Origin of the sequence: Microseira wollei NIES-4236 (assembly GCF_020521235.1) — a bacterium.
Taxonomy (GTDB): Bacteria; Cyanobacteriota; Cyanobacteriia; order Cyanobacteriales; family Aerosakkonemataceae; genus Microseira; species Microseira wollei.
Window position 1 is genome coordinate 1 of record NZ_BLAY01000094.1, and the last position, 16,185, is coordinate 16,185.

At 46.2% G+C, this 16,185-nt stretch carries 12 protein-coding genes and 1 pseudogene; 11 read left to right on the forward strand and 2 right to left on the reverse strand.

The features are described from left to right. The first annotated feature begins 420 nt into the window (after positions 1–420). The 5 genes from MiSe_RS27515 (at position 421) to accD (ending at position 9,956) form a co-directional block, all read left to right on the forward strand. Positions 421–1,242 carry a prepilin peptidase gene (locus tag MiSe_RS27515; protein WP_226586564.1) on the forward strand — a complete coding sequence of 274 codons (822 nt, stop codon included), beginning with the start codon at positions 421–423 and terminating at the stop codon, positions 1,240–1,242. A gap of 494 nt (positions 1,243–1,736) precedes the next feature. After that, positions 1,737–7,130 carry a trifunctional serine/threonine-protein kinase/ATP-binding protein/sensor histidine kinase gene (locus MiSe_RS27520; RefSeq protein ID WP_226586496.1) on the forward strand — a complete coding sequence of 1,798 codons (5,394 nt, stop codon included), beginning with the start codon at positions 1,737–1,739 and terminating at the stop codon, positions 7,128–7,130. Positions 7,131–7,186: 56 nt separating this feature from the next. Then, entirely contained in the window at positions 7,187–8,608 is a 1,422-nt protein-coding gene (locus MiSe_RS27525; RefSeq protein ID WP_226586498.1) for a hybrid sensor histidine kinase/response regulator, read from the forward strand. Between the two features lie 118 nt (positions 8,609–8,726). Continuing rightward, positions 8,727–8,939: a putative signal transducing protein gene (locus MiSe_RS27530; RefSeq protein ID WP_226586500.1), complete on the forward strand. Its 213-nt coding sequence runs from the start codon at positions 8,727–8,729 to the stop codon at positions 8,937–8,939. A gap of 93 nt (positions 8,940–9,032) precedes the next feature. Then, positions 9,033–9,956, forward strand: coding sequence for an acetyl-CoA carboxylase, carboxyltransferase subunit beta (gene accD / locus MiSe_RS27535; RefSeq protein ID WP_226586502.1), 924 nt, complete (start codon positions 9,033–9,035; stop codon positions 9,954–9,956). A gap of 161 nt (positions 9,957–10,117) precedes the next feature. Here the strand turns inward: accD and MiSe_RS27540 are convergent, their stop codons facing one another. Next, entirely contained in the window at positions 10,118–10,321 is a 204-nt protein-coding gene (locus MiSe_RS27540) for a hypothetical protein (RefSeq protein ID WP_226586508.1), read from the reverse strand. Between the two features lie 83 nt (positions 10,322–10,404). Between MiSe_RS27540 and MiSe_RS27545 the strand changes: the two genes are divergently transcribed. From MiSe_RS27545 to MiSe_RS27565, 6 genes and pseudogenes are all read left to right on the forward strand, one after another. Continuing rightward, positions 10,405–10,596 carry a translation initiation factor IF-2 gene (locus MiSe_RS27545; RefSeq protein ID WP_226586566.1) on the forward strand — a complete coding sequence of 64 codons (192 nt, stop codon included), beginning with the start codon at positions 10,405–10,407 and terminating at the stop codon, positions 10,594–10,596. A 280-nt stretch (positions 10,597–10,876) separates the two neighbouring features. After that, the gene (gene psbV / locus MiSe_RS27550; RefSeq protein ID WP_226586510.1) at positions 10,877–11,368 is read left to right on the forward strand and encodes a photosystem II cytochrome c-550; all 492 of its coding nucleotides are present in this window, start codon (positions 10,877–10,879) and stop codon (positions 11,366–11,368) included. Between the two features lie 68 nt (positions 11,369–11,436). Then, positions 11,437–11,542, forward strand: a pseudogene (locus MiSe_RS54015) (zinc ribbon domain-containing protein); the annotation flags it as partial. A gap of 304 nt (positions 11,543–11,846) precedes the next feature. Beyond that, entirely contained in the window at positions 11,847–12,344 is a 498-nt protein-coding gene (gene psbV2 / locus MiSe_RS27555) for a photosystem II cytochrome PsbV2 (RefSeq protein ID WP_226586516.1), read from the forward strand. A 103-nt stretch (positions 12,345–12,447) separates the two neighbouring features. Beyond that, on the forward strand, positions 12,448–12,783 hold the full coding sequence (petJ, locus tag MiSe_RS27560) for a cytochrome c6 PetJ (RefSeq protein ID WP_226586517.1): 336 nt from the start codon (positions 12,448–12,450) through the stop codon (positions 12,781–12,783). A 396-nt stretch (positions 12,784–13,179) separates the two neighbouring features. Then, positions 13,180–13,878, forward strand: a complete 699-nt coding sequence (locus MiSe_RS27565) for a rhomboid family intramembrane serine protease (RefSeq protein ID WP_226586518.1) — start codon at positions 13,180–13,182, stop codon at positions 13,876–13,878. A gap of 111 nt (positions 13,879–13,989) precedes the next feature. Here the strand turns inward: MiSe_RS27565 and MiSe_RS27570 are convergent, their stop codons facing one another. Continuing rightward, the gene (locus tag MiSe_RS27570) at positions 13,990–16,185 is read right to left on the reverse strand and encodes a GumC family protein (protein ID WP_226586520.1); all 2,196 of its coding nucleotides are present in this window, start codon (positions 16,183–16,185) and stop codon (positions 13,990–13,992) included.

A 16,185-nucleotide genomic window follows, 5' to 3' on the forward strand; every position in this document is an offset into this window, starting at 1 on the left:
ACGTTGTTAAAATATCCCAGATATAGGTGGCCGTGCCCCAACAGCAAAAATATCGTTGGTTGTAGGGAACATAATTAACGTTGTTAAAATATCCCAGATATAGGTGGCCGTGCCCCAACAGCAAAAAACCCGTTGGTTGTAGGGAACATAATTAACGTTGTTAAAATATCCCAGATATAGGTGGCCGTGCCCCAACAGCAAAAATATCGTTGGTTGTAGGGAACATAATTAACGTTGTTAAAATATCCCAGATATAGGTGGCCGTGCCCCAACAGCAAAAATATCGTTGGTTGTAGGGAACAAGATTAATGTGATTAAAATATCCGAGATATCTAGGTTGCCGTGCCCCTAAAGCTTTTGCCATCTTGTGTATTGAATCAAATCTGCAATCTGCAATTCTTCAATCTGCAATCTTTAACTATGGATATCCTCACAGCGCTACCAGCAATCCTGTTTGTTTTTATACTGGGAGCATCGGTTGGCAGCTTCCTCAACGTTGTCGCCTACCGCGTGCCAGCAGGGTTATCGCTCCTATTTCCCCCGTCGCGCTGTCCCCAATGCCTTAACCAATTAAAAGCTTATGACAACGTGCCGATTTTCGGTTGGCTGCACTTAAAAGGACGCTGTCGCTATTGCAAGTCTTCCATCTCGGTGCGCTATCCCATTGTGGAAGCAGCCACCAGCATCCTATTTTTGCTCGTTTTCTGGCAATTTGGTTATACCCCGCAAACTTTAGGTTATTGGGCATTTTTGAGTTGGTTGCTGGCATTATCTCTGATTGACCTCGATACCATGACGCTGCCAAATTCGCTTACCGAGTCGGGATTGGTTTTGGGTTTGGTGTTTCAAGGCGTTGTCGGTTTTCTAGCAAATAACAGTACCGCCGGTGTAGCGAATCAACTCATGGCAGGGGTTGTGGGTGCGGTGCTGGGAATTTGGCTGTTTGATGCGATTATTTTGGCAGGTTCGATGGTTTATGGGCAAACCGCGATGGGTGGCGGCGATGCCAAATTAGCCGCGATGATGGGCGCTTGGTTGGGTTGGAAGTATTTGTTGCTGGCGGGGTTTCTTGCTTGTGCGGTGGGAGCGTTGGTGGGTTCTGTTGCGATCGCTCTCGGTTTGCTCAGTCGCCGTCAACCCATGCCCTTTGGTCCATTTCTGGCACTTGGTGCAGGTGTAACCGTCTTCTTAGGCGAGGCAATTCTATCCACCTACCTCAAATTATTCTTCCCCCTCGCGTAATCCCTTCCTAGTAGCGCTTGATCCCCAAACAAACCATCGTAGGTTGGGTACATCGAGCCTTAAGTGCTTGATTCCTGCTGGGCAATTTTCTGAGGACTTACGCGCAAGTTCCCGGTTTCTCCGAAACATCCTTGGTTTGGCAACCAGAGATCCACATCGAAACCGGGTTTCTTTTCTCGTCTTGCGTCAGTCCTGTTTCTTATGCGATCGCCTAGATCGTCTCAGGTTTTTCTGGCCTCCTAAAAAATCTCTCTTAGGATAGATGACAATTATTTTACCACCTTTTTTCTCCTTTAAAATGCGGAAATTACTGAAGGCTTGCTGTAGCGAGAGCAAAAACAAAGACCCGTAAATTTTACCAGAGTAACAAATTAATAATTACATCAATTTTTTGTGGTGACTGCGATCGCAAAATAGCTGATATTAGAATCACAGTCCACAACTATAGATTTAGAGAATAATTTGTATATATAAAAATAAAAAAAATAACTATCATGGTGACTCTTCCTGGCTACAAAAATTTAAAATTGATACAAGAAGGTGCCACAACGGTTATTTATCGAGGGCAGAGGGAAGAAGATGAATTTCCAGCGATCGTGAAAATCCTCAAACACGAATATCCCACCCTGGAAGACATTACCCGCTTAAAGCACGAATACGAAATAACTAAAGACCTGGATTTAGCCGGGATAATTAAACCTTATAGTTTAGAAAATTATCAAAACGGTATAGCTTTAATTTTAGAAGATGTTGGCGGGCGCTCGCTGCAACAATTTATCTGGGATCGTCCAGGGATAGGAGATTTTCTCAACATAGCCATTCAGCTAGCATCAAGTCTAGGAGAACTGCATAAGAACAACATAATCCATAAAGATATTAAACCCTGCAACATCATTATCAATCCAAAAACTCTAGAAGTAAAAATTACCGACTTCAGCATCGCATCGCGCCTGGTTAAAGAAATCCCGAAAATTAGCAATCCCAACTTAATAGAAGGCACGCTTGCCTATATGTCGCCAGAGCAAACAGGGAGAATGAATCGCAGCCTAGATTATCGCACCGACTTTTATTCCCTGGGCGTCACCTTTTATGAAATGATCGCAGGAGAATTACCCTTTAAATCTACAGATCCCTTAGAATTAATTCACTGCCATATTGCCAAAACACCAGCCGCACCTCATGAGATTGTTCCAGAAATTCCCCTGGCAATATCTAAAATAGTCATGAAACTATTAGCGAAAACCGCAGAAGAAAGATATGAAAGCGCCTGGGGATTAAAAGCCGATTTAGAAACTTGCCTAACTCAACTCCAAACCACCGGAAAAATTGAGAATTTTCCCATTGGTCAATTAGACTATGCCAGTCAATTGAATGTACCGCAAAAACTTTATGGCAGGCAACAAGAAGTCGCCACATTAATGGCAGCTTTTGACCGCGTAGCAGGTGGTGGAACTAAGCAATCCCAAACTGAACTATTGCTTGTTTCCGGATACTCCGGTATCGGGAAAACTTCTATTATTAAAGAAATTCATAAACCGATAGTACGTCAGCGCGGGTATTTTATTGCTGGAAAATTTGACCAGTTTAAGCGGAATATTCCCTATGCTTCTATAACTCAAGCCTTCCAGTCATTAATCGGGCAATTGTTAACCGAACCTGCAGATAAATTGCAAATTTGGAAAAACAAACTTTTAGAAGCTTTAGGACAAAACGGACAAGTCATTATCGATGTAATTCCCCAAGTGGAACTAATCATCGGTAAACAGCCAGAAATTCCCCAACTCCCACCTACAGAAACTCAGAATCGATTTAATCTGGTGTTTAAACAATTCATTCATGTTTTCACCCAAAAACAACACCCACTGGTGATATTCCTAGATGACTTACAGTGGGCAGATTCAGCTACCTTAAAGTTAATGCAATTGCTGATGACTGACCCCGAAAGTCAATATCTGTTATTAATCGGCGCCTATCGGGATAATGAAGTAAGTTCGGGCCATCCTTTAATTGAGACAATAGAAGAAATTCAGAAAAATGGGATTGTTGTGAATCATATAGTGCTGCAATCGTTAAATTTATCCGACGTGAAGCAGTTAATTGCAGATACTTTGAAACAAACAACAGACCAAGTCAATTCCCTGGCAAAGTTAATCTTTAATCAAACAGGCGGCAACCCATTTTTCTTAACGCAATTGCTCCAGGAACTCAAGAGCGAAAATTTATTAAAATTTAACTTTACCTCCTTACCAACAGGGAGAACAAAGGGGGAGTGGCAGTGGAATATAGAAGAAATTCAGGCAATTGGTATCGCAGATAAAAGTGCAGTAGAACTGGTAGCTTCTCGAATTGCAAAACTCCCGCTAGCTACACAGAAAGTACTCAAACTAGCAGCTTGTGTGGGGAACATATTTACTCTAGATGTGCTTTCAATTGTCAATGAAAAATCCCCCAGAGAGACAGCGATTGAACTCTACTCAGCTTTACGAACGGGGTTAATTCTTCCCTTGAGCGAATCTTACAAAATTCCTTTAGTGTTTGATGTAGAGAAATCCCAAATTTATAGAGTTGCGTATAAGTTTTTACACGATCGCGTGCAGCAAGCAGCGTATTTTTTGATACCAGAGTCTCAGAAACAAGCTACCCATCTAAAAATTGGTCGATTGCTGCTGAAAAACACACCAGCAGAGGAAATAGAAGCCAATATTTTTGATATTGTCAATCAGTTGAATTTGGGAATTGACATTCTGACTCAACAATCGGAAAAAGATGAATTAGCGCGACTAAATTTAATCGCCGGACGCAAGGCAAAAGCAGCGATTGCTTATGAACTAGCTTTTAAATATTTGAATGCAGGTTTAGAACTTTTAAGTGCAGCGTGGGATACTAACTACGATTTGACATGGGCATTGTATGTCGAAGCAACAGAGTCAGCCTACCTCAGCGGTGAGTTTGATCGGATGCAACAACTAGCTGAAATTGTACTGCAACAAGCCAAGACATTGCTGGACAAAATCAAAGTTTATGAATGCAAAATTATGGCTGGCGTAGCCGATAGAAAACTGCTGGAAGCCATAGTAATAGCGCTACAAACGCTGAAATTTCTGGGAGTTAACTTTCCAGAAGAACCTACAGAAGAAGACATTAATCGGGCATTGGCAGAAACGGCTTCCCTAATACCTGAAAAAGGGATTGAAGACTTAATGAACTTGCCGCAAATGACCGATGCGTACTCCCTGGCAGCTATGCAGATATTGAGTAGCATAATTCCTGCGGCTTACCATGCTGCCCCGAAACTATATCTGCTGATTGTGTTGTCGCAGGTGAATTTGTCCATCACCCAAGGTAATGCCCCCGCTTCTGCTTTTGCTTATTCTAGTTATGGGCTGCTGCTTTGCGGTATCGCGAATAACATTGAATTAGGCTATCAATTCGGACAACTAGCGCTAAATTTGTTGTTGCAGTTCAGTAGTAAGTCAGTCAGGGCTAGGGTATTACTGGTTGTTGCAAATTTTATTTTGCATTGGAAGTTTCATCTCAAAGAGAGCTTAGCACTTTTCCAGGCAGGATATCAAAACGCACTAGAAAGTGGAGATTTAGAACTAATAGCTTGGAATAGTTATTTTGAATGTCAAGCTTCCTACTTGATAGGTGAGGAACTCACAGGTTTAGATCGCAAGATAGAGTCATATAACCATGCTATTCGCCAACTCAAGCAACAACTGCCGTTAAACGATAACGAGATATTACGGCAGGTAGTTCTGAACTTGATGGGGCGTTGTGTCGATCCCTGCCGTTTAATCGGCGAAGCGTATAACGAGGAGCGATCGCTACCCGAAAATCTAGCAGCCAATAATATGCAGGCACTTTACTACTTGCACTTGCACAAACTGATCCTTTGCTATCTGTTTGGCAACTATCCTCAAGCCCTGCAAAACGCGACTCTAGCAGCACAGTATGTAACCAGCGTACCAGGGCAGCCAATTGTGCCTCACTTCTATTTCTACGATTCTTTGGTGCGACTGGCAATCTATACTTCCGTTTCAGAACTCGAGCAAAACCTTGTCCTGAGACAAGTGCAAGCTAATCAGAAAAAAATGAGGTTTTGGGCGAGACATTCTCCAGATAATTACCAGCACAAATACGAGTTAGTCGAGGCAGAAAAAGCGCGAGTATTAGGACAAAATATGAAAGCAATGGAGTATTATGACAGAGCAATTCAGGGAGCCAACGAACAGGGGTATATCCAAGAAGAAGCACTCGCCAACGAACTAGCCGCGTTGTTTTACCTATCTCGCGGCAGAAAAAAGATTGCCAAAACCTATATGACCGATGCCTACTATGGATATATTCGCTGGGGGAGTCAGGCAAAAGTCAGAAACTTAGATGAAAAATATCCCCAGCTAATTTCGCGAAATTTAGTCAAAGAAACTGCCGGGTTTGAAAAGGCTAGAAAGACAACTACAACCACCAATCGAACCAGTACCGGATTGTTAGACTTAGCCACGGTGATGAAAGCAACACAGGCTATTTCTAGCGAAATTGTTCTAGAAAAATTGCTGGAAAAATTGATAAAAATATTGATAGAGAACGCCGCTGCTCAGAAAGGATTTTTGATTCTAGCCAAATCCGAGCAACTGCATATCGAAGCAGCAGCAGAAGCCGGAAAAGATGAAGTAGTTGTATTGCAATCTATTCCCGTTGAAACCAGCGACGATCTACCCATTTCGGTTATCAATTATGTTGCCAGAACTAAAGAAGATGTCGTTTTAAATCAGGCAACCAAAGAGGGCATATTTACCAGCGATCGCTACATCCTCAACTACCAAACTCTGTCTCTATTATGCGCGCCAATTCTGTATCAAGGGAAATTGATTGCTATTCTTTACCTGGAAAACAATCTGGCAACAGGAGTATTTAATCAAGAGCGGTTAGAGTTATTAAAATTATTGACCTCCCAAGTTGCTATCTCAATAGAAAATTCTTTGCTATATCACACCTTGGAGGAGAAAGTGTTAGATAGAACTAGGGAACTACAAGAAAAAAACGAACAACTTTCAAACACTCTGCAACAGGTCAAAACCATGCAAAATCAGATTATCGCCCAAGAAAAACTAGCTTCTCTGGGAGCATTAACGGCAGGAATTGCCCACGAAATTAAAAATCCTCTAAACTTTGTCAACAATTTTGCCGAGGTTTCCTCTGAACTTATTCAGGAACTAGCGGCAGAAATTAACAACGGAAAAGAGCGAGTTTTGTCAACTGAAACTGTTGAATATATCGACAGTATTTTAAACGACTTGGAGCAAAATATCCAAACAATCAACAAGCACGGGAAAAGAGCTGATAGTATTGTCCGCGGAATGCTATCACACTCGCGGGAGAGTAGCGGTAAACGAGAATTATCCGACATCAACGCTTTATTGTCTGAGGCGGTTCAGCTATCTTATCACGCAATGCGCGGCAAGGACATTAACTTTAATATTACCCTAGAGACGGATTATGATGATTCGATTAGTTTGGTGGAAATCGTGCCGCCAGATATTAGCCGCGTTTTTATCAATATCATTAACAATGCTTGCTATGCATTGAAAGAAAAGAAACTTAAACTAGCCCAAGATTTTGAACCGCGAATTGCAGTGAAAACTAAAAATATGGGTGATTTTGTAGAAATACGGCTCAAAGATAACGGTTTTGGCATACCGCCAGATATCGGGGACAAAATCTTCCATCCCTTTTTTACAACCAAGCCAACTGGGGAAGGAACTGGTTTAGGCTTATCTATCAGTCACGATATCATCGTCGGGCAACACAGCGGGGAAATTAAAGTGGAAAGCGAACCCGGACTTTGTACGGAGTTTATTATTGTTTTGCCGAAGTTGAATGTTTAAATAAAAATAAGTGAATTTTATTTCGAGTTTCAGCATCATTGTTTGGGAGTTATAAAATGACAGCTAAAATACTTGTGGTGGATGATGAGAGAGATTTAGAAAGGTTGATTCGCCAAAAGTTCCGAAAAAATATTCGGGGCCAAGATTTTGAATTTGTGTATGCCAGCAATGGATTGGAAGCATTAAAAAAACTGCAAGAATCACCAATAGATATGGTGCTAACCGATATTAATATGCCTGGTTTAGATGGTTTATCTCTGTTGAATAAAATAAACGAAATCGACCAGACGATTAAAACAGTAATTATGTCTGCCTATGGCGACATGGAAAAAATAAGAACGGCAATGAACCGGGGAGCATTTGATTTTCTGACGAAGCCGTTAGACTTTCAGGACTTAGAAATTACGCTCAAAAGAACCTTAGAACATGTAAGAGAACTCAAAGAAAACCTGCGGGATAGGCAAGAAAAACAGGAATCGTTGGAGCGGTCGGAAAAGTACGCGAAAGAGCAAGCAGAGGAATTACAAAAAGCTTTGCAAGAACTCCAGAAAACCCAAGCCAAGTTGGTTCAAACCGAAAAAATGTCCAGCCTGGGTCAATTGGTTGCTGGTGTAGCTCATGAAATTAATAACCCGGTTAACTTTATCTATGGCAATCTTAGCCACGCGAATGACTATACCCAAAACTTGCTTAACCTGCTGAACCTCTATAACCAGCACTATCCGAATCCGAGTCCGGAAATTAAAGCTGAAATAGAGGAGATGGATCTAGAATTTTTAATTGAAGATTTGCCTAGATTGCTGGGGTCAATGAAGTTAGGATCCGATCGAATCAGGGACATTGTGCGTAGCTTGCGTAACTTCTCGCGCGTGGATGAATCAGAAATGAAGCCGGTAGACATTCATGAAGGCATTGATAGCACGCTCCTAATCTTGCATAACCGGCTAAAAGCCAAGTCAGATTGGCCAGGTATTCAAGTTATTAAAGAGTATGGCAAGTTGCCCCTGGTAGAGTGTTATGCAGGGCAGTTGAACCAGGTGTTTATGAATCTGATTAGCAATGGGATCGATGCCCTAGAAATCCCCAATGAGACAGATGCAAAAAAGCCCCTTACAAGCATAGAAGATTCGAGTTGGCTGAAGACCCAATGCCCGCTTGCGCTTGCCCTATGCCCAGTTCCTACCATTCGCATAACCACTGAAGTAATAAACCGCGACTGGGTGGCGATCCGAATTGCCGACAACGGATCTGGCATGAGCGAGGAAGTCCGCTCCAAACTTTTCAACACATTTTTTACCACAAAACCTGTAGGCAAAGGCACTGGGTTAGGGTTGTCAATTAGCCATCAGATTGTGATAGAAAAACACGGGGGTCAATTAAGGTGTATTTCAGCCCCTGGTGAGGGAACAGAGTTCATTATTGAAATTCCAGTGCGCCAGTCAATTCAGCAGCAGGCTTTGTTGCAACAGGTTGGTTGAGAGCAACGTTAGGAAAGAAAAAAGCAGGACTTACGCAAGGGCGTTCCTAGAAACCCGGTCTCTTTGCGTAAGTCCTCAAAAGAATCCGTCGCAGCTCAAGGTCTGATAAAATCTACCTGTGTCTTGGATTACGCTGTTGACGACAAGTAAGCGCTGGGAAGCCGAATTAATGCAGCAAATCCTGGCTGCCCACGAGATTCCCAGTCGAATTCTTGACCTGGGTATGGCTTCTTACCTGGGCTCAGGTGCTTTCGCAGCATTGCAGGTGCGTCCAGAAGATCGGTGGACAGCCCTGCTGCTATTGAGTCCTGTGGAGGAGGAGCAGCCATAAAACCCAGCTCTGGGCACCAATCCAATATATGTCAGGGGAATCGCTTAGGATTGAAAATTACTCAGTCAAATACTTTCGACTTATAAAAACTTAATGTCTCTGTTTGATTGGTTTGCAAATCGACGGAAATCCAGTCCCATTAGTTTAGATCGGCAAGAGCGGGAGATTGCCGATGGATTGTGGACGAAATGCGAAGCTTGCGGGGTGATGGCCTACACTAAAGACCTGAAAGCTAATCAGATGGTCTGCCGCGAGTGCGGTCATCACATGCGGGTGTATAGCGACGAACGCATCCACCAGCTGATCGATGCTAATACCTGGATGCCGATGGACGCTAACCTGCGTCCAACCGATCCGTTACAGTTTCGCGATCGCAAATCATACCGCGATCGCTTGCGGGAAACTCAAGACAAAATCGCCCTCGCCGACGCCGTACAAACCGGAGTCGGTCAAATCGAAGGCTTACCCATCGCCCTCGGCGTCATGGACTTCCGGTTTATGGGCGGTAGCATGGGATCGGTAGTGGGAGAGAAACTCACCCGCCTGATAGAACGAGGAACCCGCGAACGTCTAGCCGTAGTCATCGTCTGCGCCTCCGGCGGTGCGAGAATGCAGGAAGGAATGCTCTCGTTGATGCAAATGGCAAAAATTTCAGCTGCCTTGGAGCGTCACCGGGAAGCAAGGCTGTTATACATCCCCGTTTTGACTCATCCTACAACCGGCGGCGTCACCGCTTCTTTCGCCATGTTAGGAGATATTATCCTGGCAGAACCGAAAGCAACGATCGGGTTTGCAGGGCGGCGGGTAATCGAACAAACGCTGCGAGAAAAGTTACCGGAAGGGTTTCAAACCTCAGAGTATCTCTTGCAGCACGGCTTTGTAGATGCGATCGTACCCCGTACCCAACTCAAAGCCACCCTGGCACAGCTAATTAGCCTGCATCAGCCCCTGCCGACACCACACCATTTAGCCGAGTCTACCAAAATCTCAGCCCCGTCTCCGATCGGGGTGGTGTAGGGTTAAATGGCAGCGCTATGCCCCAGGCATCCACTCGCATTCCCTATTTTCCCCAGAAAATCTCACAGCTTGAGTGGTTGAAATTGAATTGTTTGGCCTTTGTGGGGTGGGCAGAATTGCCCGCCCCACATATTTTTGCCACAGACGTATTACCTCTGGGGCTAAGTTTGATCCCCATTTTTACAGCTTCCCGCTTCCCTCTCGGTTAAATCTGAAATCGGCTTGGGAAAGGAACCGCTCAGTGGCATCATAGTGATCGTGTCTGTGCTGAGTGCGGCAGCCTCCTCGGCGCTGAGCGTTGAATGAAAATCGTTGCTTTTTTGCATCAATTGTGCATTTAAAGCCTGGTTTTTGTTCGCGAACAAAACTCAGGACTGCTGAACTGGTGGCGGCTTGACTCAGTATGCTTGACGCTGAAACTGGCTCGATATTTTGGCTCTCAACCAGTATGGGTTTCGCAGATCTGTCGATTGCAGAAATCGCATCAGACCACGACACTTCGGTCGCAGAAGTGATGAGTCTTTGCGATCGCATGGGAATCGCCTACAAAAACCAAAACACCCGTTTGGCTTTGGAGGATGCGAAGGCGATTATTTCCGCAATTATGGCTCAAAAAAATCCCGGTGGCACCGACCTCTAGGAAGATTTACCTAGAGGAACCTAGCAGCTCGCCAACCCTGATGGTAAATATGTCAAAAATAGCACCCAGCAATCCTGGAATTTCCGCTGCTCCGGCAGTGCTGGGGAAGCGCGAGCCAAAAAACAACACCCGCTATGCCTGTAGACGGTGAGCGCGTTCTGCACGAACAGCTTGTAGCCGCGCCCGTACCAGGAAACCCCCGCAAGGTTGGGAAATCCCGTTAAACCAAAGGCGATAACGGGAGAAAACCTCACTCATGCCTCATTTTTTTGGGAGAACCATGCTTAAAAGATCCATTTTGCTTGCTTTAGCTACCGTAGTTTTTACCTTTCAGATGCTGGTCGGTAGTGCTTTTGCTGTCGAACTCGACAAAGACACCCGCACCGTGAAAAAGAATGAGGCGGGTGACACTATGGTTCTAAGCATCAAACAAGTGCAGCAAGGCAAACGTCTGTTTGTCAATACCTGTTCTCAATGTCACCCAGGGGGGATTACGAAGACAGACCCCAACGTTGGTCTCGAGCCTGAAGCCCTTGCTGGAGCAACCCCACCCCGCGATAATGTTGAGGCGTTGGTGGATTACCTGAAAGATCCCACCAGCTACGATGGGGAAGTGTCAATTGCCGAATTCCACCCCAGTCTCAAGAGTGCAGATATTTTCACCGAGATGAGAAATCTCAGCGAAGATGACTTGGCAGCGATCGCCGGTTATATTCTGATCCAGCCTAAAGTGCAGGGCATCAAATGGGGAGGCGGTAAAATCTATTTCTAAAGCGTTTTTAAAAGTGTAGGGGTGAGAGTGCTGCCCCACACCCCACGACGCTTTTACCAAGATCTTCGCGCTCTAACTGTGGCAAGGTTGTTAAGAAAACTCTTAGCGCCAGAACCCATGCAGAGTCCTGACTGCGGACAAACTCAAGACCGAGATTGGAACGCTGCACGAAACGTACCAGGACTTACGCAAAAAAACTTTGGTGATACGAAAAATCGTGGGTGTAGAGGCGCTCTATTGACGCATCACCTTTGTTTTTGGCCCCGCGTGCTAATGTCCTGATACTTGAATTGGAACTACGTACTGTGGGGCACACAGGAACTAACGCCTCCTCCAGAGAACGACCTCTGCTTAGATGAGGAAACTCGTTTAAGTAAGCCGACTCAAAGAAAGAGGAACCCCAAGAAGTGATTCTGGGAATCCCCTCGCCTTCAGGCATGGGGAAGATGTCAACCAATCTCACAAGGTTAAGCATCCCATGCTGCATCGATGGTTTTCAGTTCCCCGCCTATGGGCGATTTTGGCAATTTTTCTGGGTTCAATGCTGTTCGGTTCCCCCGCACTAGCTGAAAAGATCGACCCCTACGTGATCCAGTATTTGCGAGTCACGCAACCAATTGCTCTCGAATACGACTCTGGGGGACAAACGCGGGAGTTTTCGCCCCAAGACTTGTCCTCTGGTAAACAATTGTTCAAGACAAACTGCCTCACCTGCCACGTAGGGGGCTCCACGTTACCCAATCCGCCCATATCCCTATCCCTAAAGGCGCTCAAAGGTGCTACCCCGCCCCGCGATAACATCACCAATTTGGTGGCCTACATGCGACACCCCGTGAACTACGACAGCAGCGCCGAAACCTACTGGTGTCGAGAAGTACCCGAAACTTGGCTGTCGCAACAGCAGGTAGAGAACATCGCTGCTTTCATCCTGACGGCGGCGCAAAAGGCTCCCGGATGGGGAACGGAAGAGTTTTGAAACCTTCGCTTTGATCTGGTTTTGGGTTAGAGGCTGGGGAATAAAATAATCTAGTGCAGCCTATTTCTGGTTGAATGTAAGTGTTGAGAAGAGGAGAACAATCTTGAAAAAGCTCTTATCCTTTGTAATGGTCGCGATCGCGCTGTTAACTGTTTCCTTTGCCCGCCCCGCTATGGCAGGCGATGCAGCCAAGGGTGCTAAAATCTTCACTGCTAACTGTACCGCTTGTCACGCAGGTGGCAACAACGTCATCATGCGAGATAAAAGCCTGAAGAAAGAGGCTCTGGAAAAATACAACATGTATTCTTTGGAAGCGATTAAGACCCAGGTAACGAAAGGCAAAAGTGCGATGCCAGCCTTTGGCGGTCGTTTAAGCTCACAGCAAATCGAAGATGTAGCCACCTACGTGCTATCTAAAGCTGACAGCGGCTGGAAATAAAATTGAAGATGTAGCCACCTACTTGCTATCTCAAGCTCCTATCAGCTGGTAGGTAACTCAAAATACTTAAAACCTCCGGTTAACGAACCGGAGGTTTTTTCCTTGTAAGTCATACATTACAGGACTTACGCCAGAAGAGGCCAGAAACAAAGGTGAGACCGTCGATCTCTTCCAAACCAACGATTTTTCGTAGAAACCGGGAACTTGCGCGTAATATCATGTCCGGTTAAACACCCATAGTTAGGAATGACGCTCCTGACACGGTGACACGGTGACGCTCTGAGATTTTTATTCAGGGTAATTAGGCGGACATCATATAAGTCATACATTAGTTAGAAGACACCTGCCACAGGGATCGGCTATCTTTCAGCTTGACGATCCTGAGGAAAAAAGCCTGTGGTTCCCCTTCGAGATGAAAACCCAACCAGAATTACTCCCTATGTCACCTACGGTCTAATTGCGGTTAATGTCCTGGTTTTTTTGTATGAATTGAGTTTACCGCCGCAACAACTGCTAGGGTTTTTCCAACAGGCAGCTGTCGTACCCTGCCAGCTATCGGGCAGCTGTGCCAATGCGGTCGTAAATTCGCCGGTGCCGGAATGGCTGACGCTGGTTACATCCCAATTCCTCCACGGCGGCTTTTTGCACTTAGCGGGCAATATGTTGTTTTTGTGGATTTTTGGCAACAACGTCGAAGACCAGTTGGGACACATTAAATATTTAGTTTTCTATCTAGCTTGCGGCGTATTAGCGGGATTAACCCAATGGTTTTTTTCCCAAGGATCTGCGATTCCTTCCCTGGGTGCATCGGGCGCGATCGCTGGCGTTTTAGGTGCATACATTCTCAGGTTTCCCAATGCCAGAATCCTGACCCTGTTGGGCTATTTCCTGGTATATCTCCCCGCGTACTTTTTCCTCGGTTGGTGGTTTATCCAGCAAGCATTATACGGTGTTGCCAGCCTCAATGCTCCCTCTAACATCGGCATGGAAAGCGGTGGGATTGCCTATTGGGCCCACGCAGGTGGATTTGTCTTCGGCGCCATTCTCGGCCCCCTCTTGGGATTATTTTCTCATACCGAATCCGAGCAGTTTTAAGCGACCTAGAAACCGGGTTTCTTGCTGCGATTTTTCCTAGAAACCCGGTTTCTTTTGACAAAAAGCGATTGATGTGGTATATAGATGCCAATCGCTTTTCGCGCGTCTGTTTCATTTTTTCCTGGCACCGTTGGTTGACACAGAGGCTGGCTTTGGTGGCACTGTGTCTGGTTCTTCCGACAGCAGTATCTGGGATTCTGCCGCAGAAGGCGCTGGGATGGAAATATCGGCTCCGTTGATAATTGCACCCAACAGGGTGATATCTTCCGATTCGCTAAGCTCATCGGCGATTTCACCCAACATATTGCCGCCGGTGTAACCGGGGCGGGTGACGAGGATCATGCCATCCGTAAACGGTTCGAGCATCTTGGCATCGTTGCACAGGCTAATCGCCGGGGTGTCCAGGATGACCATATCAAAGCGAACTTTAGCATCTTCCAGCAGGCGTTGGAATTCGCTCGATTCGAGAATTGCGGCGGGTTGGCGCATGGGTCCGGGGGAAGGTACTATGTAAAGGTTTTCCACTTGCGGGACTAAGCGGATGCACTCGCTCAAGCTGCCGTAGTAGCGTAGGGGTTCCACATTGGCATCGGGATCGGGTGCGACTTTGAGCGCCTTGCACAGGGAGGGCGAGCGCAAATCTGCTTCGATCAACAGCGTGCGCTTACCGGCACGCGCCGAAGCAATCGCCAGGTTATAAGCACTGACGCTCTTGCCTTCTTTATCGATCGTGCTGGTAAACAATACAACCTTGGGCGCGGTTTCCCCAGCGAGGCGCAGTTTGCTGCGGAATCGTTCGTACAATTCCAAATAAGGCGAATTCGGCTCCACCACAATCGGTGTTTCGCCTGCTTCGGGATCGACAACCAAAATATAAGGCAAGATCCCCAGCACTTCCACATCCCGCTGCACGAGTGCTGCCCGGATTTCCTCCATAGTTTGCAAGATGCCGCCCAGAGATCCCAATAGGAAGATTAAACCGTTGCCGACGATAAACCCGATCCCTGCTCCCGCAGCAATTATCAGCACAGGATTTTGGGGGGCTGGTTTAATCTCGTCGGTGGATACCGGTACGGCAATGGTCAAGCTAGTAGCGGTTTCGGCTTCCGCTGCTTGAGCATCCACCAAAGCTGCCTGTATTTTGCTGTAAAGGTCTTGTTTCAGCTTCACCGTCTGTTGCAGGCGCGCTTGCTCTAGTTGCTTGTTGGGAATCGTTAAATATTCTCGCCGCAGTTGCTGTTCTTGGCGAGCGAGAGCCACCAGTTGTTGCTTCAGCGTATCCTGCTGAGTTTGTAACCCCACCAGCTGTTGTGCCAACTGCTGCCGCGACGGATCTAAACTGCTATCCTGGCGAATTTTACTGCTGCTGACCAGGGGTTGCCCTATACCTTTGTTGCCAATTACCTCGCGCCATCGCTCTGCGAGCAATTGATTGTAAGCTTTTAGCTGGGTGTCTAACTCAACAACTCGCGGGTGTGCGGCGCGGTAGCCTTGTTCGCCCAGAAGCTGCTTCTGAGTCTCCGCTTGATGGATTTGCGCCCGCAGACTGGCAATAATTGGGTCTGCACTCAGCGCCGAGGACGTATAAGCTTGATCTGCCGTCAATCCCAGCCGATCCTGCAAGCTACGCATTTGCGCGTCAATCCCTTGCAATTGAAATTGAATTTGCCGTTGCTGTGCTTGGCTGCCGGTAATCCCGGAGAGTATACTGCCATCGCGGGCGGCCAACAACAAGACTCCCTCGCGCTTGGTATACTGTTCCAGTCTCCTTTCAGCGTTGCGTAGGTCTTTTTCCGCAGCGGGCAGGCGTTTGTTGATTTCGTCGATGCGTAAGCGCAAGCGCTTTACGTTCAGCGAACGACTCTGCTCGACCAATGCTTTCATCAAAGTTTCTACCACAGCTTCAGCCCGCTCCTTGCTGGAATCGGTGTATATAATTCCAAATCGCGGTGCGGGCGGGGCTTCTCCCTTACCAGGCGGCTTGGGTAGCTGGAGCGCTATCTTTTTGGCCAGTTCTTGGGGTTTCACACCGACTCGCTTTGCCACCAGTTTGAGTACGTCTTCGGTGAGCAAAGCATCTTTATTGAGAATCTGTGCCTGCTGTTGAATATCTGTGCCCGTCCTAGAAAAAATTATCGGCGGCTGAATAAACAACATCGCGCCTGAAGCTGTGTACTGCGTGGGTTCTGGCTCTTGCTTGGCGGCAACGAGGGCAGATGCTCCCGCAATCAAAATCCATGCAGCTAATCCGATCAATTTGTATTGATCGAAGGCGATGAAGTAGCGCTTGACAATGGGTGGCGTCAT